General features: G+C 71.0%; 22 protein-coding genes and 1 riboswitch. Of the genes, 13 read left to right on the forward strand and 9 right to left on the reverse strand.

Translation table 11 applies throughout. The features are described from left to right. The first annotated feature begins 67 nt into the window (after window positions 1–67). The 3 genes from AB1046_RS20575 to AB1046_RS20585 all read left to right on the forward strand — a co-directional run bounded on the left by AB1046_RS20575 (window position 68) and on the right by AB1046_RS20585 (window position 4,628). Complete coding sequence (locus AB1046_RS20575; RefSeq protein ID WP_369371140.1) at window positions 68–2,998, forward strand: ATP-binding cassette domain-containing protein; 2,931 nt, start codon at window positions 68–70, stop codon at window positions 2,996–2,998. A gap of 5 nt (window positions 2,999–3,003) precedes the next feature. Then, entirely contained in the window at window positions 3,004–3,651 is a 648-nt protein-coding gene (locus AB1046_RS20580; RefSeq protein ID WP_369371141.1) for an ATP-binding cassette domain-containing protein, read from the forward strand. Window positions 3,652–3,719: 68 nt separating this feature from the next. Further along, window positions 3,720–4,628, forward strand: coding sequence for an aminoglycoside phosphotransferase family protein (locus AB1046_RS20585; RefSeq protein WP_369371142.1), 909 nt, complete (start codon window positions 3,720–3,722; stop codon window positions 4,626–4,628). 59 nt (window positions 4,629–4,687) lie between these two features. Here AB1046_RS20585 and AB1046_RS20590 read toward each other — a convergent pair whose 3' ends face one another. Then, the gene (locus AB1046_RS20590; RefSeq protein WP_369371143.1) at window positions 4,688–6,166 is read right to left on the reverse strand and encodes an MFS transporter; all 1,479 of its coding nucleotides are present in this window, start codon (window positions 6,164–6,166) and stop codon (window positions 4,688–4,690) included. A gap of 71 nt (window positions 6,167–6,237) precedes the next feature. On the opposite strand from AB1046_RS20590, the gene AB1046_RS20595 reads away from it, so the two are divergent. The 5 genes from AB1046_RS20595 to AB1046_RS20615 all read left to right on the forward strand — a co-directional run bounded on the left by AB1046_RS20595 (window position 6,238) and on the right by AB1046_RS20615 (window position 15,615). Continuing rightward, window positions 6,238–6,684 carry an N-acetyltransferase family protein gene (locus AB1046_RS20595; RefSeq protein WP_369371144.1) on the forward strand — a complete coding sequence of 149 codons (447 nt, stop codon included), beginning with the start codon at window positions 6,238–6,240 and terminating at the stop codon, window positions 6,682–6,684. A gap of 101 nt (window positions 6,685–6,785) precedes the next feature. Next, the gene (gene pulA / locus AB1046_RS20600; protein ID WP_369371145.1) at window positions 6,786–12,311 is read left to right on the forward strand and encodes a pullulanase-type alpha-1,6-glucosidase; all 5,526 of its coding nucleotides are present in this window, start codon (window positions 6,786–6,788) and stop codon (window positions 12,309–12,311) included. Window positions 12,312–12,495: 184 nt separating this feature from the next. Next, window positions 12,496–13,845, forward strand: a complete 1,350-nt coding sequence (locus AB1046_RS20605) for an extracellular solute-binding protein (protein WP_369371146.1) — start codon at window positions 12,496–12,498, stop codon at window positions 13,843–13,845. Between the two features lie 4 nt (window positions 13,846–13,849). Continuing rightward, a complete protein-coding gene (locus AB1046_RS20610; protein ID WP_369371147.1) occupies window positions 13,850–14,725 on the forward strand; it encodes a carbohydrate ABC transporter permease in 876 nt (291 codons plus the stop codon). Next, window positions 14,725–15,615, forward strand: coding sequence for a carbohydrate ABC transporter permease (locus AB1046_RS20615; protein ID WP_369371148.1), 891 nt, complete (start codon window positions 14,725–14,727; stop codon window positions 15,613–15,615). The genes AB1046_RS20610 and AB1046_RS20615 overlap by 1 nt, the downstream gene beginning before the upstream one ends. A gap of 5 nt (window positions 15,616–15,620) precedes the next feature. On the opposite strand, the gene AB1046_RS20620 is transcribed toward AB1046_RS20615, so the two are convergent. From AB1046_RS20620 to purU, 4 genes are all read right to left on the reverse strand, one after another. Then, window positions 15,621–16,610 carry a zinc-binding dehydrogenase gene (locus tag AB1046_RS20620; RefSeq protein ID WP_369371149.1) on the reverse strand — a complete coding sequence of 330 codons (990 nt, stop codon included), beginning with the start codon at window positions 16,608–16,610 and terminating at the stop codon, window positions 15,621–15,623. 64 nt (window positions 16,611–16,674) lie between these two features. Continuing rightward, window positions 16,675–17,235 (reverse strand): MerR family transcriptional regulator, encoded by a 561-nt coding sequence (locus AB1046_RS20625; RefSeq protein ID WP_369371150.1) that lies wholly within the window; start codon window positions 17,233–17,235, stop codon window positions 16,675–16,677. Window positions 17,236–17,237: 2 nt separating this feature from the next. Then, window positions 17,238–17,702, reverse strand: coding sequence for a hypothetical protein (locus AB1046_RS20630; protein ID WP_369371151.1), 465 nt, complete (start codon window positions 17,700–17,702; stop codon window positions 17,238–17,240). 153 nt (window positions 17,703–17,855) lie between these two features. After that, on the reverse strand, window positions 17,856–18,716 hold the full coding sequence (gene purU / locus AB1046_RS20635) for a formyltetrahydrofolate deformylase (protein ID WP_369371152.1): 861 nt from the start codon (window positions 18,714–18,716) through the stop codon (window positions 17,856–17,858). A 163-nt stretch (window positions 18,717–18,879) separates the two neighbouring features. Between purU and AB1046_RS20640 the strand changes: the two genes are divergently transcribed. After that, window positions 18,880–19,389, forward strand: a complete 510-nt coding sequence (locus AB1046_RS20640) for a GNAT family N-acetyltransferase (RefSeq protein WP_369371153.1) — start codon at window positions 18,880–18,882, stop codon at window positions 19,387–19,389. Window positions 19,390–19,396: 7 nt separating this feature from the next. Here AB1046_RS20640 and AB1046_RS20645 read toward each other — a convergent pair whose 3' ends face one another. The 3 genes from AB1046_RS20645 to AB1046_RS20655 form a co-directional block, all read right to left on the reverse strand. Further along, window positions 19,397–19,789: a PPOX class F420-dependent oxidoreductase gene (locus tag AB1046_RS20645; protein ID WP_369371154.1), complete on the reverse strand. Its 393-nt coding sequence runs from the start codon at window positions 19,787–19,789 to the stop codon at window positions 19,397–19,399. Window positions 19,790–19,878: 89 nt separating this feature from the next. Further along, on the reverse strand, window positions 19,879–21,387 hold the full coding sequence (locus AB1046_RS20650; protein ID WP_369371155.1) for an NAD(P)/FAD-dependent oxidoreductase: 1,509 nt from the start codon (window positions 21,385–21,387) through the stop codon (window positions 19,879–19,881). 165 nt (window positions 21,388–21,552) lie between these two features. After that, window positions 21,553–22,323 (reverse strand): hypothetical protein, encoded by a 771-nt coding sequence (locus AB1046_RS20655; RefSeq protein WP_369371156.1) that lies wholly within the window; start codon window positions 22,321–22,323, stop codon window positions 21,553–21,555. Window positions 22,324–22,679: 356 nt separating this feature from the next. Then, window positions 22,680–22,766, forward strand: a riboswitch (ZMP/ZTP riboswitch). A 97-nt stretch (window positions 22,767–22,863) separates the two neighbouring features. Here AB1046_RS20655 and glyA point away from each other — a divergent pair. From glyA to AB1046_RS20670, 3 genes are all read left to right on the forward strand, one after another. Continuing rightward, on the forward strand, window positions 22,864–24,144 hold the full coding sequence (gene glyA / locus AB1046_RS20660) for a serine hydroxymethyltransferase (RefSeq protein WP_369371157.1): 1,281 nt from the start codon (window positions 22,864–22,866) through the stop codon (window positions 24,142–24,144). Between the two features lie 3 nt (window positions 24,145–24,147). Next, window positions 24,148–25,032, forward strand: coding sequence for a bifunctional methylenetetrahydrofolate dehydrogenase/methenyltetrahydrofolate cyclohydrolase (locus tag AB1046_RS20665; RefSeq protein ID WP_369371158.1), 885 nt, complete (start codon window positions 24,148–24,150; stop codon window positions 25,030–25,032). Window positions 25,033–25,205: 173 nt separating this feature from the next. Then, a complete protein-coding gene (locus tag AB1046_RS20670) occupies window positions 25,206–25,793 on the forward strand; it encodes a GNAT family N-acetyltransferase (RefSeq protein ID WP_369371159.1) in 588 nt (195 codons plus the stop codon). Here AB1046_RS20670 and AB1046_RS20675 read toward each other — a convergent pair. Continuing rightward, window positions 25,729–26,334 carry a hypothetical protein gene (locus tag AB1046_RS20675; RefSeq protein WP_369371160.1) on the reverse strand — a complete coding sequence of 202 codons (606 nt, stop codon included), beginning with the start codon at window positions 26,332–26,334 and terminating at the stop codon, window positions 25,729–25,731. The genes AB1046_RS20670 and AB1046_RS20675 overlap by 65 nt on opposite strands. A 23-nt stretch (window positions 26,335–26,357) precedes the next feature. Between AB1046_RS20675 and AB1046_RS20680 the strand changes: the two genes are divergently transcribed. Then, window positions 26,358–26,840: a TetR family transcriptional regulator gene (locus AB1046_RS20680; RefSeq protein WP_369371161.1), complete on the forward strand. Its 483-nt coding sequence runs from the start codon at window positions 26,358–26,360 to the stop codon at window positions 26,838–26,840. Window positions 26,841–26,858: the final 18 nt, after the last annotated feature.

Consider the following 26,858-nt stretch of genomic DNA (forward strand, 5'->3'; position numbering starts at 1 on the left):
TGACGTGCGTCGCCGGGAAGAAAAAGAGGCGGGGACTGTCGGTGTCTCGACGTAGCCTCAAGAAACCATGATCGACGCGCCGCAGACCCCTGACACCACGCCCCATCCGGAGGCGTCGCCTCGCCCTGCGCCGGTCCTGGCGAACGACCCGGCACGCCGGCTCGACTGGCGGCGGCTGCGCGGCCCGGCGGCCGTCATCGCCCTGCTCGCCCTGACCGCGGGCGCCGTGGGCCAGGCTCTCGGCACGGCCGCGGCCGGGCAGCTGGCGGCGAACGCCACCGTTGCCGGGCTGGTGCTGCTCGCTGCGTGCGTGGTGGGTGGCGCGCTGTTCGACGGACTCGGGCAGGTGGTCTGGGCCAGCGTGGTGGACCGCGCCGAGGGCAAGCTCCGGAGCGACCTGCTCAGTGCGGCGCTGCGCCAGCCGCTCGCGACGCTCTCCGAGCAGGCCGTGGGCGAGGTGCTCGACCGGGTCGACGACGACACGCACGCCGCCGGGCGGCTCGTGCGCCGCCAGCTGTGGGGCGCCGGCCGCACCGTCGTGGGCGTTGTACCCATGTGGATCATCGCGGGCATCACCTGGTGGCCGGCCTGGATCCTGTTCCCCTTGCTGGGCGGGATCGTCGTCCTGCTCACCCGGCCGCTGCTCGGTGAGATCGCGCGCCTCAAGGTGATCGAGGAGGTCGCGTGGACCGACCACGCCGCCGCCTTCGAGGAGGCCGTCGCCGCCCGGAACGACCTGCGCACCAGCCTGGGACAGGCGTTCGCCGTGCGGCGGGTCGCGCAGCTCTCGGCGATGGTGCACCGCAAGTTCAAGGACGTGGTGCGGGTCGAGGAGCGCCTGCTGCGCCGGGCCGGGCTGGTGCTGTACACCCTGCTGGCCGGGACCGTCGTCGTGTGCGCGGTGCTGGCCTCCGGCGGCAGCCTGTCCGTGGATCAGCTCGTCACCCTGTTCCTGGTCACCGCCCTGTTCGTGGGCCAGATGGACAACCTGGTGCACCACCTCCCGGACATCCAGGAGGGCCTCGGCGCGATCCTGCGCATCCGGCAGATGCTGGCGGTGGAGCCGGAGCCCGAGGGTGGGGACGACGTGCCGGGCGGGCCGCTCCAGCTCGAGCTGCGCGACCTGAGCTTCGCCTACGCCGAGGGTACGTTCGCCCTGAGCGGTGTGGACCTGATGGTCCCCGCCGGAGAGACGATCGCGCTCGTGGGCCGGACGGGCTCGGGCAAGTCGACGCTGGCCGCGCTGCTGTCGCGCGCGGTCGAGCCCGAGCGGGGCTCGGTGTTCCTGGGCGGGGCCGACGTACGCGACCTCGACCTGCAGAAGCTGCGGGGCGCCGTCGGCGTGGTGACCCAGCGCACCGAGATCATCGCCGGGACCCTCGCGGAGAACATCGCGCTGTTCGCCGACGTCCCGCGGTCGGCCATCGAGGGTGCGGTGCGCGAGCTCGGCCTGAGCGACTGGACGGAGGGTCTGCCCGACGGCCTCGACACGCTTCTCGGTCCGGGTGGCACCAAGCTTTCGGCGGGCGAGGAGCAGCTCGTCGCGTTCGCCCGGCTCCTCGTGCGGCACGTGCAGCTCGTGGTGCTCGACGAGGCGACCGCGCGGATGGACCCGCTCACCGAGGCGCGAGTCGTCGCGGCGTCTGACCGGCTGCTCGCCGGGCGCACCGGCGTGCTGATCGCACACCGCCTGGGCACCATCGAGCGGGCCGGACTCGTGGCCGTGCTCGACCACGGCCGAGTGGTGCAGCAGGGCCGTCGCGCGGCGCTCGCCCGGACCCCGGGCCCGTTCCGCACCCTGCTGGAGGCCGGCACGAGCGACGGGACGTTGGAGGAGGTGGCGGCCGACGCCGAGACGGATGGTCCCGAGACGATCAGTGCCCAGACGACCGATGCTCAGACCACCGAGCCCGACGCGGTCGGCGGCCGCCGTCGGGCCGGGACCCCGCCTGAGCTGACGCCTCCCGGCGACGGGCCGAGCCTCGCGCGCGGCGTGCTGCACGCCCTGTTCGTGCGCCCGAAGTGGGGCGCTTTCGGTGCGGTCCTGTTCCTCCTGGGGAGCCTGGTCGCGGCTCAGGGTGCGCTCAGCGGGTTCCTGTTCGGCCGCACGGTCGAGGAGCTGGGCGCGGGCGAGCTGCCCGTGGGCCTGCTGGCGACGCTCGCGGTGCTCCTGCTGATGCAGCCGTTGTTCATCTCCCGCGCCATGGGCGTGTACCCGCTCTGGTGGATCGAGATCCTGCTGCGGATCCGGATGTCGGTCATGCACGGGCAGACCCGGCAGTACCGGCTGGCGCCCACGCCGCCGGGCGAGGTCGTGGCCCGGTCCATGGACGCGGACCGGTTCGTGCAGTACGCGGACCGCTGGGTCGACTTCGTCAACGGTCTGGCGATCGTGGTCGTCACGGCGCTGATCAGCGGGACCTGGACCGCGGGCGCCGTCCTGCTGGCGGTCATGGTCGTGTCGGCCCTGGCCTCGGCCGTCGGGCGGCCGATCGCCGGCCGCTCCGCCGCGGGCTCCTCGGCGGCACGTGCGCGGTTCGGCCGCGCCCTGGTCTCCGCGCTCGACTCGGCACGCACGGTCAAGCTGGCCGCCCGCACGCCCGACGTCCGTCGGCACCTGGGCGAGGTCGACTCGGGCCGCGTGAAGGCTGCGATCTTCGAGCACCGGGTGCAGGCGGTGCTCGACTCGGTGCCGCTGGTGACGCTGTACGTCGGTGTTGTCGTCGCCTGGTCGTTCCTGCTCACGGGCAGGTGGGACCTGGCGACCACGCTGCTCGTCGCGAACGCCGTGACCGGCTTCGCATGGTTCGGCGTCGTGGCGGGCGCGGTGGTCACGGAGGCGCCCGGTACCCGCGCCTGGCAGGTCGCGACGGCCCGGTTCGCGGGCGGCGTCGACCTCGTCTCGCGCGAGCCCGGGGTGGACCTGGTGACCGGCACCGCGCCGGCGCCGAGCCGGCCAAGCGCGAGCCGCTGGACCGCCTGGAGCTGCGCAACCTGACCGCCGTGCACGACGACGGCACGATCGGCGTGTCCGACGTCGACCTCGAGGTTCGCCGCGGCGAGCTAGTGCTGCTGCTCGGGCAGGTCGGGTCGGGCAAGTCGTCCCTGCTGTCCGCGCTGGCCGGGCTCATGGAGCACACCGGCGACGTCCGGTGGAACGGGACCGAGGTGACCGACGCCCAGGCGTTCCTGCGCCCCGGCCAGGTGGCGTACGTGGCCCAGGTGCCGCGCGTGCTGTCCGGCACGTTCTCCGACAACGTCCGGCTGGACCACCCGCGCGACATCGACGGTCCGGTCCAGGGCGCACGCCTCGGGCAGGACATGGAGGAGGCCGGCGGCCCGCACGCCCTCGTCGGGCACCGCGGCGTGCGCCTGTCCGGCGGCCAGGTGCAGCGCCTCGCGCTCGCGCGGGCGCTCGCCGCAGACACCGAGCTGCTGCTGGCGGACGACGTGTCCAGCGCCCTGGACGCCTCGACCGAGATCGAGCTGTGGGCTTCCCTGCGGGAGCGGGGCACCACGGTGGTCGGCGCGACGTCGAAGCGGGCTGCGCTCGCTCGCGCCGACCGAGTGGTGGTCCTGGTCGACGGCCAGGTGGCCGACGTCGGGCCGTGGACCGGCCTCGCGCCGAGGTGGAGCCACCTCGCGGGCTGACGCCCTTGGATGCTGGGGTCTCGCGTCGCCGCGTGGCGGACGAGTGACGGTGCACTAGGAGGAATTTCTTGTCGGAAGACGGCCTGCGACCTCACATCGACACGGCACTCGTTCGTGGACTCGTCGACGCTCAGTTCCCTCGGTGGGCCGCGCTACCGCTGGAGCGGGTCGAACCGGGTGGGTCGGACCATGTGATCCACCGGCTGGGTGCCGACCTCGCCGTCCGACTGCCGCGCCACTCCGGCCCCCTGGACGGCTTTGGAACGGAGTTCGCCTGGCTACCTCGCCTCGCGCCCCACCTGCCGCTCGCCGTCCCGGTCCCCGTGGCCCAGGGCCTCCCCGGTCTGGGCTATCCGTGGCCGTGGTCGGTGTTCCGTTGGCTCGATGGCGAGGTTGCCACCGTCGAGGTGCTGGGCAGGTCCAGGTCCGTCGCTCGTGAGCTGGCCCGGTTCCTCACGGCCCTGTGGCGCACCGCCGACATCGTCCGACCTGCACCCGAAGACGCCGTCTCGCTGTGTCCGCAGCCGCTGGCTTCCCGGGATCGGTCGACGCGCGCCACGATCGACCGCCTCTCGGGCGATTTCGACGCGGCGGCGATGACCGCGGTGTGGGACGAGGCGATGGCCGCCGAGCCCTGGGGCCGTTCCGCTGTGTGGACCCACGGCGACTTCCACACCGGGAACCTGCTGACCGTCGGCGGGCGCCTCAGCGCCGTCATCGACTTCGGCGGGCTCAGGTACGGCGATCCGTCGAGCGACCTGATGATGGCCTACACCCTTCTGGACGTCGAGGGTCGAGCAGCCTTCCGGGCCGCACTCGCCGTGGACGACGCCACCTGGGTCAGGGGGCGCGGTTGGGGCCTGACCACCGGTCTCAGTGCCTATTCGGCCTACGCCGAGACGTCACCACGAATCGCCGCGGCGACGACCCGCCAGATCGAGGCCAGCCTGGCGGACCGGACGCACCGGCGCGCATAAGCATCTTGGCGCTGCGTCAGCTACCCGCCGCCGGACTGGCCACCTCGCAGGCCGAGGTGCTACCGCGGGGGCGCCGCCCGGTGCGGGAGCACAAAGACCAGCAGGAACGCCACCACGGCGAGCGCGGCGCTGGTGCCCATCGCCAGGGTCGCGGCGTGGGCGTAGGTGTCGGCGACAACCTCGGGCGTCGGCTGGCCGGGCGGGAATGTCAGCGCCGCGAACAGCACCGAGCCCACGACGGCGATCCCCGCGGCAGAGCCGACGCGCTGCATGGTGCCGATCACGCCGGACGCCGCGCCGGCGTCGGCGCGGTCCACCGTGGCGGTGATGAACTGTGCGTTCGGCGCGATGAACAGGCCGCTGCCGATGCCGGCGACCAGAAGCGACGGCAGCAGGTGCCAGTGGGTCAGGTCACCGGCCGGCACCAGCCAGAGCACTAACCACACCGAAACGAGCCCCAGGGCGACCATGGCCGTGCCGATCACAAGCACGGGCCGGCCCAGGCGGTGCGCAAGGCGCTCGCTCTGTGACGCGCCCAGGATCGAGCCGACGGCGAAGGGCACTGAAACCAGCCCGGAGGCCAGCGCCGAGTGGCCCAGACCGGACTGCCAGAAGATCGAGATGGTGAAGAAGATGCTGGTGAAGGCAGCGAAGTAGACCAGGGCGAGGACCACTCCGCCGGTGAAGGCCAGGTTCGAGAACAGGTGCGGTGGCACGAGCGGGCTGTCGCCACGCGCCACCACCGTCCGCTCCCAGTACGCGAACACGACGAGCAGCAGCAGGCCACCCGCCAGCGAAACCCAGGTCCACCAGGGCCAGCCGGTGCTCTCGCCCTCGATGAGCGGAACCAGCACGGCGACCAGCGCGACCGAGAGCAGCAGCAGCCCCACGAAGTCGACCCCGCGCGAGGTGGCCCCGACGACGATCCGCGGCAGCAGGATGATTGCCGCGGTGACCGCGATCACCCCGAACGGCAGGTTGACGAAGAAGATCGAGCGCCACCCCTCGGCATCGCCGAATGCCTCGATCAGCAGGCCGCCGACAATCGGTCCGAGGGCGGTGGAGAACCCGATGGCCGCTCCCATCACGGCGAACGCCTTGCCGCGCGTGCGGCCGGCGAACATGAGCTGGATCAGTGCGGTCACCGCCGGGTAGAAGATGCCGCCGCACAGGCCCTGGACCACGCGGGCCACGATCAGCTCGGTGGCACCGGAAGCGAGGCCGCACCAGAGGCTCGCGAGCGTGAACCCGGCCAGGCCCACGATGAACAGCCACTTGTGCCCGATCCGGTCGCCCACGCGGCCGGCGGGGATGAGGGCCAGGCCATAGGCGAGCGCGTAGCCGGAGATGATCCAGGACAACGTCGCCTCTGATGCGTCGAGCGACGTGCGGATGGTCGGCAGCGCGACGTTCACGATGGTCGTGTCGAGCAGAGCCATCGAGACGCCCAGGATCAGTACCGCCAGCGCGAGCCAGGAGCTGCGTGGCGTCGCGTCCGGGGCGGTGCTGGAGGCCGCGGACGCGGAGGGTGTGGTCACAGGGAGTGCCTCTCGGATGGTTCGGCCCTGACGGGACGATCGTAAGCCGGGTCGGTGTTTAGGGTGGCGGCATGGATCTGATCTTTCGCGAGGCCAAGCGGGACGACCTCGAGCGCATAGTCGAGCTCATCGCCGACGACGCCGTCGCCGCCCGCCGCACCGGCACCTACGGCGAGCCGCACTCCAGGGCGTTCGAGGCCATCACCGCCAGCCCGGACAACGAGCTGGTCGTGGCGGAGTCCGACGGCGAGGTGATCGGCGTCATGCAGCTGACGTTCATCCCGGGGATCTCGCGCAACGGTGCCTCGCGCCTCCTGGTCGAGGCCGTGCGTGTGAGCAGCGACCTGCGCGGCCAGGGCATCGGCCGCCGGCTGATGGAGCATGCCCACGAGCGCGGCCGGGCGCGCGGCTGCGCGCTGGCCCAGCTGACGTCGGACAAGCAGCGCCCCGAGGCGCACCGGTTCTACCGGAGCCTCGGCTACGACCAGTCCCACGAGGGGTTCAAGCTCCAGCTCTGATATCGGCCAATTCGCCCTACCGGACCCTTGCTGCAAAGTTCTGCAAGCGTTACAGTCGCCGTCGGTTCACACTGGGGTTCCGGACGACGAAGGGGTCTTCCATGTCTCGCTCTGCGCGCCTGCGCCCGGCACAACCGGCACAACTTGGCGCCGCAGCCGTCGCGATCGCCCTCCTGGCCGCCGTCGGGCTCGCAGCCACCACGACGGGCGCGGTCGCAGCCGAACAGGACGGCACCGCCGCCCTCGTCGGCAGCCTCCAGGACGAGCTGGGCTGCGCCGCCGACTGGGACCCGGCGTGCGCCGCCACGGAGCTCGCCCCCCAGCCGGACGGTACGTTCGCCGCGGAGTTCGAGATCCCGGCCGGAACATACGAGTACAAGGTGGCGCTGAACGACTCGTGGGACGAGTCCTACGGCCGCGACGGCGGCCAGGACAACGCCCCGATCCACCTCGAAGGACCGGCCCGGGTCCGGGTCACCTACGACGACGCCACCCACCGCACCGCCCTGACCCCGCTCACCCTCGCGGGCGAGTACACGGACACGGACGAGGCCCTGGTGCACGAGCCCGTCCGGCAGCCGGGCAGCGACGAGCGCTTCTACTTCGTGATGACCGACCGGTTCGCCAACGGTGACCCCACCAACGACGAGGGCGGCCTGACCGGCGACCGGCTCAGCACCGGCTTCGACCCGGAAGACAAGGGCTTCTACCAGGGCGGCGACCTCGCCGGCCTGCGCCAGAACCTCGACTACATCGAGGGCCTGGGCACCACCGCGATCTGGCTCACCCCGAGCTTCCTGAACCGCCCGGTGCAGGGCTCCGGCGCTGACGTGAGCGCCGGCTACCACGGCTACTGGATCACCGACTTCACGCGGATCGACCCGCACCTGGGCACCAATGCCGAGCTCGAGGCGCTGATCGACGACGCCCACGCGCGCGGCCTCAAGGTCTACTTCGACATCATCACCAACCACACGGCCGACGTCGTCGACTACGCCGAGGGCACGTACGACTACGTGGACCAGGCCACCGCCCCGTACACGGACGCCGACGGCAACGTCTTCGACCCGGCCGACCACGCGGGGACGGGCAGCTTTCCCGAGCTCGACGCCGCCACGAGCTTCCCGTACACACCCGTGATCGACGCCGGCGACGAGGACGTGAAGGTCCCGGCCTGGCTCAACGACCCCACGCTCTACCACAACCGAGGCAACTCGACGTGGACGGGGGAGTCCGTCACGTACGGCGACTTCAGCGGCCTGGACGACCTGATGACCGAGCACCCGACGGTCGTGGACGGCTTCGAGGAGATCTACAAGGCGTGGATCGACCTCGGCATCGACGGGTTCCGCATCGACACGGTCAAGCACGTGAACTTCGAGTTCTGGGAGGAGTGGTCCACCGAGATCCAGGACTACGCCCGCGCCCAGGGCAGGGACGAGTTCTTCACGTTCGGCGAGGTGTTCGACGCCGACGCCGCCAAGACCTCCCCGTACGTGCGCCGCACCGACATGAGCTCCGTGCTCGACTTCTCGTTCCAGTCGGCAGCCACGAGCTACGCGAGCGGCAACAGCGCGCAGCGGCTCGCTGACCTGTACGCCTCCGACGACCTGTACACCACGCCGCACAGCAGCGGCGCGGCGCTGCCGACATTCCTCGGCAACCACGACATGGGCCGTGTGGGGTACATGCTCGCCGCCGCCGAGAACCCGCTGGAACGCGACGAGCTGGCGCACGAGCTCATGTACCTCACCCGCGGCCAGCCGGTCGTGTACTACGGGGACGAGCAGGGCTTCGCGGGCACCGGCGGCGACAAGGACGCCCGCCAGAGCCTCTTCGCGACCCAGGTCGACGAGTACGCGAACCAGCCCCTGGTGACGGGCGAGCAGGCCGGCAGCGTCGACCGGTACGGCACCGACGCGCCGCTTTACGAGCACATCGCCGCCCTCGCCGACCTGCGGGACGACCACCCCGCGCTCGCTACGGGCGCCCAGATCGAGCGGTACGCCGACGACGGCGCCGGCGTCTACGCGTTCTCGCGCGTGCACCGCGACGAAAAGGTCGAGCACCTCGTCGCCGCCAACAACGCGGCGCAGCAGCGCACGGTCACGTTCGACGCGCTCACCCCTGGCGCGACCTTCGCCCCGATGTACGGCACCGACACTCCGGTGACGGCCGACGCCGACGGCGCGGTGACCCTGACCGTCCCGGCTCGCTCCGCGCTGGTGCTGGTCGCCGACCGCACGGTGGGTGCCGACTCCGCGGGCACCCTAGCCGTGGTCCCGGGCGCGAGCGCCCGGCCGGGCGCCGCGATGACCGGCGTCGCCCCCGTCGCCGCCGGGATCGACGACGCCTGGGCCGAGACCTCCTTCGCCTGGCGTGCGGTCGGCACCGACGAGTGGCACGACCTCGGCACCGCCGAGGACACGTCGCCGCGCGTGTTCCACGACGTCGGCCCCGACGGCGACGCCCTGCCCGAGGGCTCGCTGGTCGAGTACCGCGCGGTGACGCAGGACGCCGACGGCGACCGCACGGCCGCGAGCTCGTACGCGTCGGTTGGCGTCGACGTGAGCGGCGTCGTCGACGGACCCGGGCCCGACCCGGAGATCGACATGGTCGTCGTCGCGGGATCGCACAACAGCGAGATGGGCTGCGCCGGCGACTGGGCCCCGGACTGCGCGGCCGCGCGCCTCACCCTCGCCGACGACGGCACCTGGACCGGCACGTTCGAGCTCCCCGCCGGGTCGTACGAGTTCAAGGTGGCAGTCAACGGCTCCTGGGCGGAGAACTACGGGGCCGACGGCGTGCGGGACGGCGCGAACATCCCCTACTCGACGGCCGGCGGGCCGGTCACCTTCACCTGGGACCCGGAGACAAAGGTGCCCTCCGTCGAGGTCGGCACGCCCGGAACGCCGGGCGAGGGCCAGCAGGCCGCGCACTGGGTGCGCCAGGGACTGGTCCTGGTCCCGGCCGACAGCTTCGGCACGGGTGACACGTGGGCGATGGAGACGGGCGCGCCGGAGGCGCCGACGTCGTACAACCTGGTGCCCGCCGACGGTTCAGGCGAGGTGCCCGCCGACGTGGCGGAGGACTTCCCGCACCTGGCCGACCACCTCGCCCTGGAGGTCGAGGGCCTGAGCCGCGCCGAGGCGACGTCGGCCCTCCAGGGGGCGCTGCGCCTCACGCGGCACGACGGCGAAACCCTGACCGCGGCCACGGGTGTGCAGATCCCCGGCGTGCTGGACGACCTGTTCGCGACCGACCGCACGCTGGGCGTGACCTGGCGCGCCGGTACGCAGAGCAGTGGCGGGCAGGGCAGCGGCCAGCTGGGCGGCGGCAAGCCCAGCAGCGCGGCGTCGTTCGCGCTGTGGGCGCCGACGGCGCGCGCGGTGACGCTGCAGGTCTGGCCCGCGGGCACGTCGCTGGACGACGAGCCGCGCACCTTCGAGATGACCCGCCAGCGGGACGGTGCCTGGACGCTCGACGGCGGCCGCGCCGACCGCCGGCTCAACTGGCAGGGCGTGCGCTACCGGTACGCGGTCGAGGTGTACGTGCCGAGCACGGGACAGGTCGAGACCAACGTCGTGACCGACCCGTACTCGGTGGGCCTCACGCTCGACTCGACGCACTCGGTAGCGGTCGACCTGGACGCCGCCGCCTGGCAGCCCAAGATCTGGCGCACCACCAAGGCGCCGGTCGTGCGGGACGCCGTGGACCAGACGATCTACGAGCTGCACGTGCGCGACTTCTCCAGCTCCGACGAATCGGTGCCCGAGCGCCTGCGCGGCACCTACGGTGCCTTCGGGATCCGGGGCTCGGACGGCATGACGCACCTGCGCTCCCTGGCCGACGCCGGGCTGACCACCGTGCACCTGCTGCCGACCTTCGACATCGCCACGATCCCCGAGGACCGCGCGGACCAGGCCACGACCGGCGACCTCTCGGGCTTTGCGCCCGACGGTACCCAGCAGCAGGCCGCCGTCGCGGAGGTCCAGGCGGCCGACGGCTTCAACTGGGGCTACGACCCGCTCCACTTCATGGCGCCGGAGGGCTCCTACGCCGTCCGGGCCGACGGCGGGTCGCGGGTCGCCGAGTTCCGCTCGATGGTCGGCAACCTGCACGGGGCCGGGCTGCAGGTGGTGCTGGACCAGGTGTTCAACCACACGGCGGCGTCGGGCCAGGACCCGAAGTCCGTGCTGGACCGCGTGGTACCCGGCTACTACCACCGGCAGAACCCGGTCAGCGGCGCCGTCGAGACCAGCACCTGCTGCCAGAACGTCGCCACCGAGCACGCCATGGCGAGCAAGCTGATGGTGGACTCGGTGGTCACCTGGGCCCGCGACTACCACGTGGACGGGTTCCGGTTCGACCTGATGGGGCACCACTCCCGCGCGAACATGGCGGCGGTCCGGGCGGCGCTCGACAAGCTGACGCTCCGGCGCGACGGCGTGGACGGGAAGAGCGTCTACCTGTACGGCGAGGGCTGGGACTTTGGCGAGGTGGCGGGCAACGCGCGGTTCGAGCAGGCCACGCAGGGTCAGCTCGGCGGCACGGGCATCGGCACGTTCAGCGACCGCCTGCGTGACGCCGTCCACGGCGGCTCGCCCGTCGACGGCGCGTCCCTGTTCACGCAGGGCTTCGGCACGGGGCTGTTCACCGACCCGAACGGCAACAACGCTCGGCTCGGCGACCCGGCGTCGGTCAACGACGGCGGCGTCGACGAGGCAGCGGACCTGGCCCACCAGAGCGACCTCGTGAAGCTGGGTCTGGCCGGGAACCTGCGGTCCTTCGAGGTCACCACCTCGTCGGGGGAGCAGGTCCGCGGTGACGAGCTGGACTACCGGGGCTCACCCGCGGGCTACGCGGACTCGCCCGAGGAGGTAGTGACGTACGTGGACGCGCACGACAACGAGACGCTGTTCGACCTGCTCGCGCTCAAGCTGCCGGCGGAGACCCCGATGGCGGACCGGGTCCGGATGAACACGGTGTCGCTGGCGACCGCCGCGCTGTCGCAGTCGCCCTCGTTCTGGCACGCGGGCACCGACCTCCTGCGGTCCAAGTCCCTGGACCGGAACTCGTACGACTCCGGCGACTGGTTCAACACGATCGACTGGTCGGGGCAGGACAACGGGTTCGGCCGCGGCCTGCCGCTGGCTGCCGACAACGAGGACACGTGGCCCTACCGGCAGCCCCTCCTGGCCGACGCCGCGCTCAAGCCGGCGCCGGACGACATCGCCTTCGCGTCGGCACAGGCCGCGGAGCTGCTGGAGCTGCGGCACTCCACCGAGCTGTTCCGGCTGGGGTCCGCCGAGCTCATCAACCAGAAGGTCAGCTTCCCCGGCTCCGGCCCGGAGGCGCTGCCCGGTGTGATCACCATGTCGATCGACGACCGCGCGGGCTCGTCCGACGTCGACCGCAGGCTGGACGGCGTGCTCGTCGTGTTCAACGCATCGCCGACGGCGGCCACCGTCGAGGTGCCGGAGCTCGCGGGCCGCGACTACGCGCTGTCCCGGGTGCAGGCGCGCGGGGCGGACGCCGTCGTACAACAGACCCAGTGGGACAGGGCGGCCGGTACCGCCACGATCCCGGCCCGGACCGTAGCCGTCCTGACGGACCCCCGAGGCTGATTCCCCGACCGCAGACCTGGGTCCGTGCCCGACCAGGTCTGCGGTCGGTGGCAGCGTTCCCAGGGTGACAGCGCTGACAATTGGTACGGGAGTGTCTCTTGACTCCGGCACGTCTGGGGTGAATCGTGTGCGACAGATGGGCCCGGCGGCGTTGCTGGGCCTCGCACGATTGCAAGGGAGCTCCATGCGTACGGCACGATTTTTCATCGCACCCGTCACGGCAGCGGCTCTTGCCCTCTCGCTCGGCGCCTGCGGCTCCGGCGGGGGCGAGGGTGACGACACCACGATCACGGTCGCGTACCAGAGGTTCGGCAACTTCACGCAGGCCCACGAGCTGTTCACGGACGTCGCGGCCGACTTCGAGGAAGCGAACCCCGGCATGACCGTGGAGCTGGTGCCCATCGAGGCCCAGCAGAACGACTACTTCACCAGGCTCGCCCTGATGAACCGGTCGCCCAGCACCGCCCCCGACGTCATGTACGAGGACACGTACATGATCCGGTCGGACGTCGAGGCCGGGTACCTCGCGCCGCTGGACGACTACCTCGCCGAATGGGACGAGTGGGGCCAGTTCGTCGAGAGCGCCCAGCAGGCCGGCGCTGGCGACGACGGCCAGATCTACGGCGTCTCCATGGGTACCGACACCCGCGGCCTCTGGTTCAACCGGGACGTGCTCGCCAACGCGGGTCTGCCCGCGGACTGGGCGCCGACGTCCTGGGACGACCTGCTGGAGGCGGCCCGGGCGATCCAGGCCTCCGACCCCGACGTCGTCCCGTTCAACATCTACTCCGGCACGCCCCAGGGTGAGGCCGCGGTGATGCAGGGCTTCGAGATGCTGCTGTACGGCACCGGCGACACCCTCTACGAGGACGGCCAGTGGGTGGTGGGCTCGCAGGGCTTCATCGACGCCCTCGACTTCATCGGCACCGTGTACTCCGAGGGCCTCGCGCCCACCCCGCAGCAGGCGCTCGACACGAACATCGGCAACACGGTGCAGGGTCAGTGGCTGCCGGAGGGCCGGGTCGGCATCGCGCTGGACGGCTCGTGGATCGCGGGCAACTGGCTCGAGTCCGGCGTCGCGCCCTGGCCCGAGTGGACCGAGACCATGGGGACCGCCGCCATGCCCACCCAGGACGGTGCCGCCCCCGGTGCGGTGAGCATGTCGGGTGGCTGGACGCTTGCCATGGGTTCCGGCTCCGAGAACCCGGACGCCGCGTTCGAGTTCATCTCGATGGCCCTGAACCGCGAGAACTCGCTGTGGTTCGATGTCGCGGCCAGCCAGATCGCCGTGCGGACCGATGTCGCGGAAGACCCCGAGTACACCGCTACCAACCCGACCACGCAGTTCTTCACGGACCTGGTCGACGTGACCCACTTCCGGCCCGCGACGTCGGACTACCCGCAGATCTCCAACGAGATCATGGTCGCGATGGAGTCCGTCATGACCGGGCAGCAGACGGCTGAGGAGGCGGCCGCCGTCTACGACGAGGCCGTGGTCGGCATCGTCGGCGAAGAGAACACGACTCAGGGCTGACACCATGGCCGTCAAGTCCCGCGGCGGGGTGCGGGCGCTCCCGCTCGCGCCCGCCGTCGTCCTGCTCGCCCTGTTCATGCTGGGCCCCGTGGTGTGGTCGTTCTACGGCTCGTTCACGAACACCGCCCTCACCGGGCCCGCCGCTCTCAACCCGGAGTGGATCGGGTTCGACAACTACACCGCCCTGTTCGGCGACGCCGATTTCCCCAGGGCGCTGTGGCTCACCGTCGTCTTTGTGTTCCTCTCCGCCGTGGTGGGGCAGAACGTCCTGGGCATCGCACTGGCCGGGCTGCTCCGCTCGGCCGTCAAGCCGGTGCGGTCCATCACCTCGACCGTCGTGGTCGCGGCGTGGGTGCTGCCCGAGATCGTCGCCGCGTTCGCCGCGTACGCGTTCTTCCACTCCGAGGGCACGCTCAACACACTGCTCGGCGGCCTCGGGATCCCCCCGGCCGACTGGCTGTACACCACACCGATGCTCGCGGTGATCCTCGCCAACATCTGGCGCGGCACGGCCTTCTCGATGATGGTCTACTCGGCCGCGATCGTCGAGGTTCCGCCCGAGCTCACCGAAGCCGCGCAGCTCGACGGCGCGAACGGGCTGCAGCGGTTGCTCTTTGTGACGCTGCCGTTCATCCGGCGCAGCATCTCGACCAACCTGATGCTCACCACCCTGCAGACCCTGTCGGTGTTCACGCTGATCTACGTGATGACCGGCGGAGGCCCCGGCACCGACAGCTCGACGCTGCCGATCCTGGCCTACCAGGAGGCGTTCCGGTTCGCGCAGGTCGGCTACGGCACGGCCATCGCGACGGTGATGCTCATCGTGGGCGCGGTCTTCTCCGTGATCTACATCCGCGCGCTCCGACCGGAGGTTGACTGATGGCCGGCTTGATGACGGCGCCCACCGTGAAGGCGGAACGTAGCGGCACGGTCAGCCGGCTGGCGGGACCGCGCGCCACGGCGACCAAGGTGGCGGCCAACCTGGTGCTGGTGGTGATCGCGATCTGCTTCGTGCTGCCGATGCTGTGGGTGGTCGTCGCGTCGTTCGACGCCGAGGCGACGCTCTCCTTCGGCCTGCCCGACGCCGTGACCACTGCGAACTTCGCCGCGATCATGACGCCGGAGCTGACGTGGCTGCCGTTGTGGAACGCGTTTGTGCTGTCCGCGGGGTCGGGGGCCATCACGGTGGTCGTAGCGGTGCTCGCCGCCTACCCGTTGTCGCGGTACCGCCTGCGGTTCGGCAAGTACTTCCTGTACTCGGTGCTGTTCGGCACCTGCCTGCCGATCACCGCGATCATGGTCCCGGTGTATGCGCTCTTCGTGCAGCTCAACCTGCTCGACTCGCTGCCGGGAACCGTCTTCTTCATGGCGGCGACCTCCTTGCCCATGGCGATCTGGATGACGAAGAACTTCATGGACTCGGTGCCGATCTCCCTGGAGGAGGCGGCGTGGACCGAGGGTGCGTCGGCCATGCAGGCGCTGCGCCGCATAGTGCTGCCGCTCATGCGGCCGGGGATCGCCGTGGTGTTCATCTTCGTGTTCGTGCAGGCATGGGGGAACTTCTTCGTCCCGTTCGTGCTGCTGCTCTCCCCGGAGAAGCAGCCCGCGGCCGTCAGCATCTTCGCGTTCTTCGGGCAGTACGGGTCGGTCGCCTACGGGCAGCTCGCCGCGTACTCCCTGCTCTACGCGGCGCCGGTGCTGGGCCTGTACGTGCTGGTCACCAGAATCTCGGGTTCGGCCTTCGCGATGGCGGGTGCGGTCAAGGGCTGAGGCTTCTACGGGTGCAGAGCCTGCTTACCTTCGGTCCTGCGCGTCTCCAGGTCGCGCAGGACCGCGGGGCCTTCGGCCAGCGGGTGGGACCGGGGTGTGCCCGGCGGGTAGACGCCGTTCTCGATCAGCGTCCCGAGCTCGGTTACCAGCGAGCGGTAGAGGGCCGGGGCGGACGTGGCCAGTGCGCCGATGTGGAGACCCTTGACCTGCACCGGGTGGGTGAAGACGAGGTCGTGCGTGGTCAGGGTGGCGCTCCCGGAGGCGTCACCGAACACAACGACTCGTCCGGTGAACCGCTTGGTGACCGCCAGGCTGGTCTCGAAGGTGTCTTGTCCTACGGACTCGAGCACCAGGTCGAAGCTGCCGGAGCGGTGGGCGAGCTGTCGGGCCAGCTGCGTACTGTCGAGGACCTCGTCCGCGCCGAGCGCCTGGACGATCTTGTGCTTCGCGGGCGCGGCCGTCGCGACGATGTGCGCACCGAAGTGCCGGGCAAGCCGGACCGCGGCCTGGCCCACTCCTCCCGCCGCGGCATGGATCAGCACCGTGTCGCCCGCCTTGACCTCGCCCAGCGGCCGCAGGGCTGCCAGCGCGGTAGCCCAGTTCAGCACCATGCCGAGTGCCTCGGCATCACTCCAGCCGGTCGGCACCGGCAGCACTCCCGCACTCGGCATCACCAAGTACTCCGCGAAAGCACCGGGCCCGGCCCCGACGACGTGGGTGCCGATCGAGAGCGGCTCCTCGACCCCCGGGCCGATACCGACGATCTCGCCGGCGGCTTCGAAGCCCGCTACGTAGGGCGGCGTCGGGCCGCCCCCGTAGGTTCCCCGGGACTGCAAGACGTCGGCGAAGTTCACGCCGGCCGCACCCACCCGGACGAGGTATTCGCCTGGCCCCGCCGTCGGACGGCGGTGGTCGGTCGTGAGGATCAGATCGCTCGGACCGCGGTTGGATTGCTGGACCAGTGCCCGCATCGTCTGCTGGTTGTTCGTCTCCATGCCCGGAACGTAGAACCCTCACACCAGCGTCAACGTCAAGCCTCAGTCATCGACCTGCGGGCCGTCAGCGGCCGGCCGCACTCAGGAACGTATCCAGGGCGGACTGCTGGGCGCCGAGCGCAGCGATCCGTGTGCTGAGCCGATCGCGGTATGCCTGCACCTCGTCCAGAAACTCCGAGCACAACCGTTCAGCGTTGTTGTCGGGTCCGCCGGCGAGGTCGGGAAGCAGCTCTTTGATCATCCGCACGGGCAGCCCGGACTCCAGCAACGAGCGGACGGTGATCACCCGGTCGACGGTGGAGCGGCAGTAGTCCCGGTACCCGTTGCTGCACCGACCGGGAACGATCAAGCCCTTGTCCTCGTAGAACCGCAACGACCTCGCGCTGACACCGCTGGCTCTGGACGCTTCGCCGATCTTCACACTTGAGCGCAACATCCATCGGCTGCTTGATCTTCCGCGTAAGTCGCGCAGTATGCCGGAGCTTGGACTCTCAACGGGAGTAGACACGACCGCTCGCGCGACTGGACGAAGGCGAGGTAGCCTTGTGTTAGCCGCCTCCCGCGTGGAGTGTCGGAAGTGAAGCCGGGACCCCCTGATGGACGTCAGGAGCCCGGCATCGCGCATTTCTAGGCCAGTTTGATTTCGATGATGCTGATCTGGCCCATGTCATCGAGGGCGTTGGCAGTGCCGGACCGTGCACCGTTCACCGCGCCTGCTACCGCGTCAGGGATCCACAGCATCGGTTCGTCCTTGGGGCGCGCAAACTCGACTCGGATTGACGGGCTGATCGATCGCTTGCCGCGAAGCGCCTTGACCAGGCGCAGGTCGCGCTCGTTGAGGGCTGGGTGTCGAGCCTCGAGCCACACGTGAGCCACTCCCAGGTTGTCCAGCTCGTACAAGAGGCGTTCGGTGCAGATTGCGCGTGCTCGCTCTTGCCGCCGGGCATCCAGGGGCGTTCCGACGACGACGAGGTTGACGACGTCACGGTTTCCGATGGTCGCCGCGATCTTGGCCTGACGTTCCGGCGTCTCGTGGCGCCAGTGCAACCTCTCGGCGCCCTTCCCGGTGATCGCGCGTAGGTCGTCGCGCACCTCATCCACCTGGACGGATCTGCGACGGCCGCCGCCATGAGATAGATCCCGTTCGTACCGCTCCGCGCAGCTCGCATCGACTCGTCGACCCATGCGTGGAGGTGGAAATCGTCGGCGACGGGCGAGGGCAGCTCAGAGGGCTCACCCGTGACCTCAGCGGAAGACGACCGTGCGGCCGCCGTCGAGCAGTACCCGGCGTTCCGCGTGCCAGCGGACGGCGCGGGCGAGCGTGCGTCGCTCGACGTCCTCGCCGATGCCCACCAGGTCCTCGACCGTGCGGGAGTGGTCCACACGTTCGACGTCCTGCTCGATGATCGGGCCCTCGTCGAGGTCGCCGGTGACGTAGTGGGACGTGGCGCCGATGATCTTCACGCCGCGGTCGTAGGCCTGCCGGTACGGCCCCGCACCCTTGAACGACGGCAGGAACGAGTGGTGGATGTTGATGATCTGCCCGCTCAGGTCGCGGCACAGCTCGTCGGACAGGATCTGCATGTACCTCGCCAGCACCACCACCTCGACGTCCAGCTCCTTGACCAGGCCGCGGAGCGTCGCCTCCGCCTCGGCCTTGGTGTCCTTGGTGACCGGCACATGGTGGAACGGCTTGCCGTAGAACGCGGCGATGTCCTCCAGGTCGCGGTGGTTGCCCACCACACCCACGACGTCGATCGGCATGCGCTGCGAGCGCTCCCGGTACAGCAGGTCGACGAGGCAGTGCGCCGCCTTGGACACCATGACCAGCGTCCGGATGCGCCGGCCCACGACGTCGAGCGTCCACGTCATCTCGAACCGGCTCGCTACCGGCGCCATCGCCAGGGTGAGCTCGTCACGGGAGGCGGTCGACTCGACCTGAACACGCATGAAGAAGAGGCCCGACGACGGGTCCCCGAACTGCTGCGACTCCGTGATGTTGCCGCCGTGCTCCGCGAGCTTTCCCGCGACCGCGTGCACGATTCCCGGCTGGTCCGGGCAGGACAGGGTGAGGATCCAGTGGGTGGGCGCGGTCGTCTCGGTCACCCGGCCAGGCTAACCCGCCGTGGCGGTCACGCTCTTGTCCGGCGTGAGCTCTGCGGAGACCCGGCTGTCCCGTGCCCAGAACCTACGCTCCACCAGTGACAGACCGGTGACAGTACGGTGACCACCGTCGACCTCGGCGCGTCACCTCTGACACCATGGACTCATGAGCAACTCCACCACGACGATCGCGCTGGTCGACGACGACCACGCGGGCGAGCTCCTCACGTTGCGGCGCGCCGCGTTCGTGACCGAGGCCCAGCTGTACGACGACCCGCACATCCCGCCCCTGACCCAGACGCTCGCGGAGCTGCGCGAGGACCTGGCCCGGGACGACGTGGTGACGATCGGTGCCTGGGAGGGCCACCGGATGATCGGCTCCGTGCGCGTCGAGATCGAGGACGAGAAGGCGACGCTCGGCCGCCTTGCCGTCGCCCCGGACAAGCAGGCTCGCGGGATCGGTACCGAGATGCTCTTCGCGGTGCTCCCGTACCTGCCGGAGCAGACCACGGAGATCTGGGTCTTCACCGGCAAGGACTCGAAGCAGAACCTCGCGCTGTACACGAAGCACGGCTACGAGGAGCAGTACGACAAGGCCGCTGGCGACCTGACGTACACCTACCTGCGCCGGGTGCTGGGCGCCGCGGGCGCCCAGCCGGTACCGCAGGAGAAGTAGCCCAGGCTCAGTAGCCCCACGCGTGGAAGGACTCGATCTCCATCCACGCGTCGAACCTCGGGTTGTCGCGGTTCGGGTAGGGGTTGCCGCCGTACTGGATCGAGAGCCGGTCGATGCCGGCCAGATCCTCGTCGGGTGTGATCGTCACGCGGCCCTGAAGGCTGATGTGCCGGTACCAGCTGTCGCCGTCGAGCACCGTGAGCGAGACGCGCGGGTCCGCGCGCAGGTGGTCCAGGCGCTTGCGGGTGCCGTCGAGGTTGAGGAGCACCCGGCCGTCGTCGTACAGGTACCAGGTGGCCACGGAGACCGGTGCGCCGTCGGGCCGGATCGTCGCCATGACGGCGGGGTTCGGCCGCTCGAGGACCTTCTCGATGTGCTCCGGGATCGGGGGTGTGGCCACGGTGTGCTCCTTCGACGCTGTGGAGGTACCCCTGGGCCGGGGTACGGCTGTGCAGGTACGACGGCGGCGGCGTGCCGCGCCGGGCCAGCCTAGACGCCGGGCCCGAGGCCGAGCGTGTCCATCGACCGGAGCAGCAGGTTGCGCCGCCCGCCCTGGTGGTCGGCCCGGTCCAGGGACCAGCGGGTGGCCTTGATCCCGGCCATGGCGGCCGGCTCCGGCGGGAACGGGGCCGGAGTCCGCCGCACCATCCGCAGCGCGGTGCGCTCGGTGCCGGAGGCGCCGTCGAGCACGTCGAACCGGTCCAGCATCACCTGCGCGGCGAAGTGCGTGGTGGAGGTACCGAGCCCGGCGAACCCGGCGGCGTGCTGCACGCGGCCGCCCGCGGCCTGACCGAAGAGTCCGCAGGGCCCGGTGGGCGTGTCGAGGGCGCCGGCCCACCGGTGCGTGAGCCGGGTGCCCTCGAGCTGCGGGAACGTCGTCAGCAGGTGCTCGGTCAGCCGCCGGAAGGCCTCGGGCCGGTTCTCGTACGGCCTGCTGATCCGTCCGCCGTAGTGGTAGACGGCGTCATGGCCGCCGAACACTATCCGGCCGTCGGCCGTGAGCCGGTAGTAGTGGGACTGGTTGCCCAGGTCGGTGAGACCCTGCCGCCCGCGCCAGCCGATCGCGCTCAGCAGCGGTTCGGGCAGCGGCTCCGTGGCGAGCAGGTAGCCGTAGACCGGCACCGTGTGCCGGCGGTAGCGGCGCAGCAGGGACGGGAACACACCCGTCCCGAGGATCACCCGGTCCGCCCGGACGGTCGCCTCGCCCGCGGGGGACGTCGTATGCAGGACGGCGCTGTTGCGCGCGCCGCGTCCCGGCGGGGTCAGCCGCCGTACCCGGGTCTGCTCGAAGATCTCCACACCGAGCTCGCTCGCGACCCGGGCCAGCTCGGCGGTCAGGCGCGCGGGGTGCACCAGCGCGGCGGCGTCGGGGCGGACCAGGCCGGCCTCGTAGGTGGGGCTCGCGATCTCGGCGCGCATCTTGGCCCGGTCGAGGAACGTGTGCGGGACGCCGGCCCGGGCGGCCGCGCCGGCGGCGTCCTGCAGCCAGTCGATCTGGTGCGGCTCGAGCGCCAGCTCGACGACGCCGGTGCGTTCCCACTGGCAGTCCAGGCCCAGCTCGTCCACTGCCGCCCCGATGTCCGCCAAGTTCTCCTGGCCGAGGCGGGCCAGCGCTTCTGCCTCGTCTGGTTGGCCGCTGCGGGCGGTCTCGCTGTGGCGGGCCTCGCCGGGGCCGGTCTCGCCGTCGTGGGTGAGGGCCGCGGCGCAGAACCCGCCGTTGCGGCCCGACGCCGCCCACCCCACCGAGCGCGCCTCGACCAGCACCACCCGTGCGCCGGGGTAACGCTGTTGCGCCCGCAGCGCTGTCCACAGGCCGGTGTACCCGCCGCCGACCACCGCGACGTCGGCCCGGATCGGGGCCGACAGCGTGGGGTACGTCGTGCGGCCGCCCAGGTCGTCCTGCCAGAACACCGCTTGGCGCGACCCGCTCAGGGCGTGATCGACGACGGCCCTTGCGGGGACGTTGCGTTCGAAGACGGTCGGCCGGAGGCGTGCCATGCCCCCGAACCTAGCCAACTCCTGCTGACGTCCGGTTTCGGTCTGGTGAGCGACAGGTGACGGTGCCGCGCGGATCCGGCTCTAGCTTTCTGGCGACTGAGCCTGCGGTTCCGCTTCGGGCGGGTGCCTCGTCCCTCGGCCTCCGCCCTGCGCTGCACCTCCGGCTCAGTCGCCGAGGCAGATGGTCTCGTAGCTGCGTTCCGCGGCGAAGCCGAGATCGAGCTCGTCCACGGTCCCGTCCGGGCACTCGAAGCCGCTGACGAGGAGGCCGGTGACCTGGTGCGCGCCGTCCGCGGTGCAGGGGACCTCGCTGCCGTCGTCGTCCACGCAGTCGCCGGCCAGGAGCTGTCCGCCGCCCTGCCCGGGGTCGCCGGGGTGGTCGTCGGACAGGTTGCGCGCGCAGACCGCCTGCGTCTCGCCGCCGGCCTGCCCGTCCTTCTGGAAGACGACGTCGGTGCCGCTCGGGCAGTGCAGCTGTGCCACCGACACGGCGTCCTGGATGTCGAGGACCGTGACCGTCGCCGCGGGATCGTCGCAGGTCAGGGGGCGGTAGGTGGCGACGGCCGCCTCGGCGCCCTCCGCCGTCGACTCCGGACCGGCACAGGACTCGATCGCCCAGACCGCGGTGGCCTCGTCGGCGCTGGGACCGAAGAAGCGGAAACCGACCGCCCCGATCACCACGGCGGCGACGAGGAACGCGACGACGGACCAGATCCAGTCCCGCCTCCCGCGGCTCTTGCCGTCATCGTCGCCCTCGTTCCCGGTGGGCGTCCCGGGAGGCCTGGTCGAGCCGGGCACCGCCCGGTTCGCGCCGGACCGGGTGGCGAACTGGTCGGGCACCGGCTGGCCGGTCCCGAACTGGCCGGACCGCGGCGACTGGCCTGACGCGACCTGGCCGGACGGGAACTGGCCCGACTGGAACTGGCCGGATGGCACCTGGCCGGACGGCGGCCTGCCTCCGGACGGGAACTGGCCCGAGGGTGGCCGGCCCCCGGACGGGAGCTGCCCGGACGGGAACTGGCCCGAGGTCGGCCGGCCCCAGGGGGAAGCTGGCCCGGCTGCTGTCGGTTGTGGCGGCGCTGGTCTGGCTGGTGCTCCGGAACTCCGGCATCCGGTGACACGGGGGATGGCATGTGCGGCACATTAGCGACGTCCGGGTGAATCGCAAAAGGGTCTCAAGTACTTTCCTTGCAATCTCGGGGTTCGTAGGTTATTGCCACACAGACAAACTGACAGTCGAGGCCGGGGCCCGACTGCCAGTTTGGGCGGGGCTCCGACTGCCGCTGCTACGATCTTCGCGTCGCGACTGGCGTCAGGTGGATCACCACCGGGGAGCGACGAGTCATGCCGACGACGGGTCGTTCGCCTGGGCCCTGGGTCACCTCGTGATAGGTGTGCGCCCGGGGCAAGTTGTCGCGGCGCGGGTGCCTTTCACCGCCGTCCGACCACTCCCCGTACCGCATGAATCGAGGAACCATGAGCGCATCGACTCCCGACCCGCTCTCTACCCCGCTCGCCGAGCTCGACCCCGAGATCGCCGCCGTCCTGGACGGTGAGCTGGCGCGCCAGCGCGACACTCTCGAGATGATCGCGTCCGAGAACTTTGTGCCGCGCGCGGTCCTGGAGGCCCAGGGCTCGGTCCTGACCAACAAGTACGCCGAGGGCTACCCGGGCCGCCGTTACTACGGCGGCTGCGAGCAGGTCGACATCGCCGAGAACCTTGCGATCGCCCGCGTCAAGGACCTGTTCGGCGCCGAGGCCGCGAACGTCCAGCCGCACTCCGGCGCCCAGGCCAACGCGGCGGTGCTGCACGCACTGATCAACGCGGGCGACAAGATCCTCGGCCTGGAGCTGGCCCACGGTGGCCACCTCACGCACGGCATGAAGATCAACTTCAGCGGCAAGCTGTACGACGTCGGCTCCTACGGCGTGGACCCGCAGTCCTACCGCATCGAGATGGACGAGGTCCGCAAGAAGGCGCTCGAACACCGGCCCGACGTCATCATCGCCGGCTGGTCCGCGTACCCGCGCCACCTCGACTTCGCCGCCTTCCGTGAGGTCGCCGACGAGGTCGGCGCCAAGCTGTGGGTCGACATGGCGCACTTCGCCGGGCTCGTCGCGGCCGGGCTGCACCCGTCGCCGGTGCCGCACGCCGACGTCGTCTCCTCGACCGTGCACAAGACGATCGGCGGGCCGCGCTCCGGCTTCATCCTCTCCAAGGAGGAGTACGCCAAGAAGATCAACTCCGCGGTGTTCCCCGGCCAGCAGGGCGGGCCGCTCATGCACGTGATCGCTGCCAAGGCGGTCGCGTTCAAGGTCGCCGGCACCGAGGCGTTCAAGGACCGGCAGGAGCGCACGCTCCGCGGAGCCTCGATCATCGCGGACCGCCTCTCGCAGCCCGACGTCGCCGGGGCCGGCGTGTCCGTCCTGACCGGTGGCACCGACGTGCACCTGGTGCTCGTGGACCTGCGGAACTCGGACCTCGACGGGCAGCAGGCCGAGGACCTCCTGCACGCCGCCGGGATCACCGTGAACCGCAACGCCGTCCCGTTCGACCCGCGGCCGCCTCGCGTCACCTCGGGCCTGCGTATCGGCACGCCGGCGCTCGCCACGCGCGGGTTCGGCGACACCGAGTTCACCGAGGTCGCCGAGATCATCGCGACCGCCCTGAAGAACGGTGCGGCGACCGATGTCGACGCCCTGTCCGCGCGCGTGGCGAAGCTGACCGCCGAGTTCCCGCTCTACCCGGGGCTCTGACCTATGGCCGCACAGATTCTGGACGGCAAGGCCACTGCCGCGGCGATCAAGGCGGAGCTCAAGGACCGCGTGACGGCGCTGCGCGAGCGCGGCGTCGTGCCCGGGCTCGGCACGCTGCTCGTGGGCGACGACCCGGGATCGCAGTGGTACGTGGCGGGCAAGCACCGCGACTGCGCAGAGGTGGGCATCGCGTCGATCCGGGAGGACCTCCCGGCCGACGCCACGCAGGAGGACATCGAGGCCGCGGTGCACCGGCTGAACGAGGACCCGGCCTGCACCGGGTACATCGTCCAGCTGCCGCTGCCGAAGGGCATCGACGCCAACCGGGTGCTGGAGCTCGTCGACCCCGACAAGGACGCCGACGGCCTGCACCCCACCAACCTGGGGCGCCTGGTGTTGCGGGTCAACGAGGAGGTCACCTCCTCGCTGCCCTGCACCCCGCGCGGCATCATCGAGCTCATCGAGCGGCACGGCATCAAGCTCGCGGGCAAGGAGGTGGTCGTGCTGGGCCGCGGGACCACCGTGGGCCGGTCGATCGGCCTGCTGCTCACTCGGCGCGCCGTGAACGCGACGGTCACCCTCACGCACACCGGTACGGAGGATCTCGCCGGACTGGTCAGGCGGGCCGACGTCGTCGTGGCCGCCGCGGGCGTCAAGGGCATCGTCTCGGGCGACATGGTGAAGCCGGGCGCCGTGCTGATCGACGTCGGCGTCTCCCGGGAGATCGACCCCGAGACCGGCAAGTCGCGGGTCGTGGGCGACGTCTCGCCGGAGGCCGCCGAGATCGCGGGCTGGGTGTCGCCCAACCCGGGCGGCGTCGGGCCGATGACGCGGGCGATGCTCCTGTCCAACGTGGTCGACTCGGCGGAGCGCTCGCTCGGCGTCTGACGCCGTCTGCTGGGCTGGTCGCTCCGTTGACCGTGCACTTGCTGCCAGGAACCGCCGGTTCTTGGCAGCAAGTGCATGGTCGGCTCGGATCAGTCCGAGTCCGCCGCCGCGGCCGGTGCGTGCCGGTGGCTCGGGCGGCAATTTGAAGTTGCTGACGCCGTTACGGTCGAGGCATGCAGGACGACATCGAGGTCACGGTGGCTGACGCGCTTGCGCTCGCCGAGCTGGCCGCCGGATTCCGGACGTGGCCGAAGCCTGCGGCACTGTTCGAGGGGTTCGCACGACGCGCTCAGGCGGGCGACGTCGTTGTGCTCGTCGCGCGCATCGGTGGCGTCGTGGCCGGCTACTGCCTGGTCGAGTGGCGTTCGAGCTACCCGCCGTTCGCCGCCGCGGATGTGCCCGAGATCGTCGACTTCAACGTTCTGAGCGATCAGCAGAGACAGGGCGCGGGGCGGGCGCTGATGGACGAGGCGGAGCGGATCGCCGCAGGTCGATCGGACACGGTAGGCCTGCGGGTGGGTCTCTACGCTGCCTATGGCCGTGCCCAGCAGCTCTATGTCCGGCGCGGTTACGTGCCCGACGGCGCCGGGCTGACGGTCGACGGTGCCGCCGTCCCCCCAGGCTCCACCATCGTGCTCGACGACGAACCAGTGCTCGCCCTGACCCGATCGCTCCGGCTCCCTGACTCTCAACGGGTCAGGCCGGTCGGGTGGCACCCGGCAGGGCAACGGGACGCCGGGCCGAAGCGGCCAGCAGGCTGAGCGCCAGGCCGCCTACTCCCACCGCCATCACCAGGAGTCCCGTGTTGAGCGCGACCTCGGGGACGAACGCACGCAGGGCGACCGGCACGGTTCCGACACCGTAGACGAGCAGGGCCCAGCGGGGCGCCCCGCGCCAGAAGGCCAGGACCAGCAGGACGGACGCGACGAGGAATGCCACCGACGCGATCGTGAACGCCACACCCAGCGAGCCCGCCCGGAGTGCGGTGACCGTCTCCGGGTCCACCTGGGCGAAGACGAGGTTGATGACTACCTCGACCCCCACGAGGCCGGCGAGCACGACGACATTCGTGACGGCCACGCCCAGCTGGAACGCGCCCGGATCCGGGAGGCGCGCCAACAGGCCGAGGATCAGCACGATCGCGGCGAGCTGCGCCAGCGGTGCGGCGAGCTGGGTGAGGTCGGTGGTGGCGAGGACGCCGGTCCGCTTGGCGGTGTTGACCAGCAGGACCAGTGCGGTGACGACGCCGGCGATCCCGGCGGTGCGGAGAAACCAAGCCTGTCCATAACGAGTGTTATTCATAACGACCGTTATAGACTGTGCGCATGCCAAGGTCCAGCGCTGCCGAGGAAAGTTCCCCGACTGTTACCCGGCGCCTCCTGACGGGCACGCTGGATCTCATCGGGCGCGACGGCGGTGCCAACCTGTCCGTGCGCCGGCTCGCCGAGGCCTCTGGTCGGTCCACGATGTGCGTCTACACGTACTTCGGCGGGCGGGGGGCCTTGCTGGCCGCCGCTCACGAGGAAGCGAGCCAGGACCTGCTCGACACGGTCGAGCGGCACGAGTCGGCTGCTGCGCGCGCTCAGGCCGCGGCCGCCTGGATGAACGAGCGTCCGCAGCTCGCGCTGTGGCTGTTCACGGTGTCCGGCCCGGCGGAGCTGGCCGAGCGCCGGGCGGAGCTCATCCTGCGGGCGCGGGCCGCGCTCGACGGCCCGGCCGGCACCGTGCGGCTCGCCGAGCTGGTCGGCCTCCTGGTGCTGGACGGGCAGGTCGCGGCCGAAGCGGTCGGCGAGGGCGCCCGGCGATGAGTTTCGGTCGGCCACCGG

The organism is Promicromonospora sp. Populi (genome assembly GCF_041081105.1).
GTDB lineage: Bacteria > Actinomycetota > Actinomycetes > Actinomycetales > Cellulomonadaceae > Promicromonospora.

Excerpts from the sequence above, each read along its gene's own strand:
- AB1046_RS20665 (WP_369371158.1), top strand. The coding sequence starts at position 24,148 with ATGGCCGCACAGATTCTGGACGGCAAGGCCACTGCCGCGGCGATCAAG.
- glyA (WP_369371157.1), top strand. The coding sequence starts at position 22,864 with ATGAGCGCATCGACTCCCGACCCGCTCTCTACCCCGCTCGCCGAGCTC.
- AB1046_RS20625 (WP_369371150.1), bottom strand. The coding sequence starts at position 17,235 with ATGCGCGATGCCGGGCTCCTGACGTCCATCAGGGGGTCCCGGCTTCAC.
- AB1046_RS20640 (WP_369371153.1), top strand. The coding sequence starts at position 18,880 with ATGAGCAACTCCACCACGACGATCGCGCTGGTCGACGACGACCACGCG.
- AB1046_RS20575 (WP_369371140.1), top strand. The coding sequence starts at position 68 with ATGATCGACGCGCCGCAGACCCCTGACACCACGCCCCATCCGGAGGCG.
- AB1046_RS20675 (WP_369371160.1), bottom strand. The coding sequence starts at position 26,334 with ATGAATAACACTCGTTATGGACAGGCTTGGTTTCTCCGCACCGCCGGG.
- AB1046_RS20670 (WP_369371159.1), top strand. The coding sequence starts at position 25,206 with ATGCAGGACGACATCGAGGTCACGGTGGCTGACGCGCTTGCGCTCGCC.
- AB1046_RS20605 (WP_369371146.1), top strand. The coding sequence starts at position 12,496 with ATGCGTACGGCACGATTTTTCATCGCACCCGTCACGGCAGCGGCTCTT.
- pulA (WP_369371145.1), top strand. The coding sequence starts at position 6,786 with ATGTCTCGCTCTGCGCGCCTGCGCCCGGCACAACCGGCACAACTTGGC.
- AB1046_RS20650 (WP_369371155.1), bottom strand. The coding sequence starts at position 21,387 with ATGGCACGCCTCCGGCCGACCGTCTTCGAACGCAACGTCCCCGCAAGG.
- AB1046_RS20620 (WP_369371149.1), bottom strand. The coding sequence starts at position 16,610 with ATGGAGACGAACAACCAGCAGACGATGCGGGCACTGGTCCAGCAATCC.
- AB1046_RS20615 (WP_369371148.1), top strand. The coding sequence starts at position 14,725 with ATGGCCGGCTTGATGACGGCGCCCACCGTGAAGGCGGAACGTAGCGGC.
- AB1046_RS20610 (WP_369371147.1), top strand. The coding sequence starts at position 13,850 with ATGGCCGTCAAGTCCCGCGGCGGGGTGCGGGCGCTCCCGCTCGCGCCC.
- AB1046_RS20680 (WP_369371161.1), top strand. The coding sequence starts at position 26,358 with ATGCCAAGGTCCAGCGCTGCCGAGGAAAGTTCCCCGACTGTTACCCGG.
- AB1046_RS20595 (WP_369371144.1), top strand. The coding sequence starts at position 6,238 with ATGGATCTGATCTTTCGCGAGGCCAAGCGGGACGACCTCGAGCGCATA.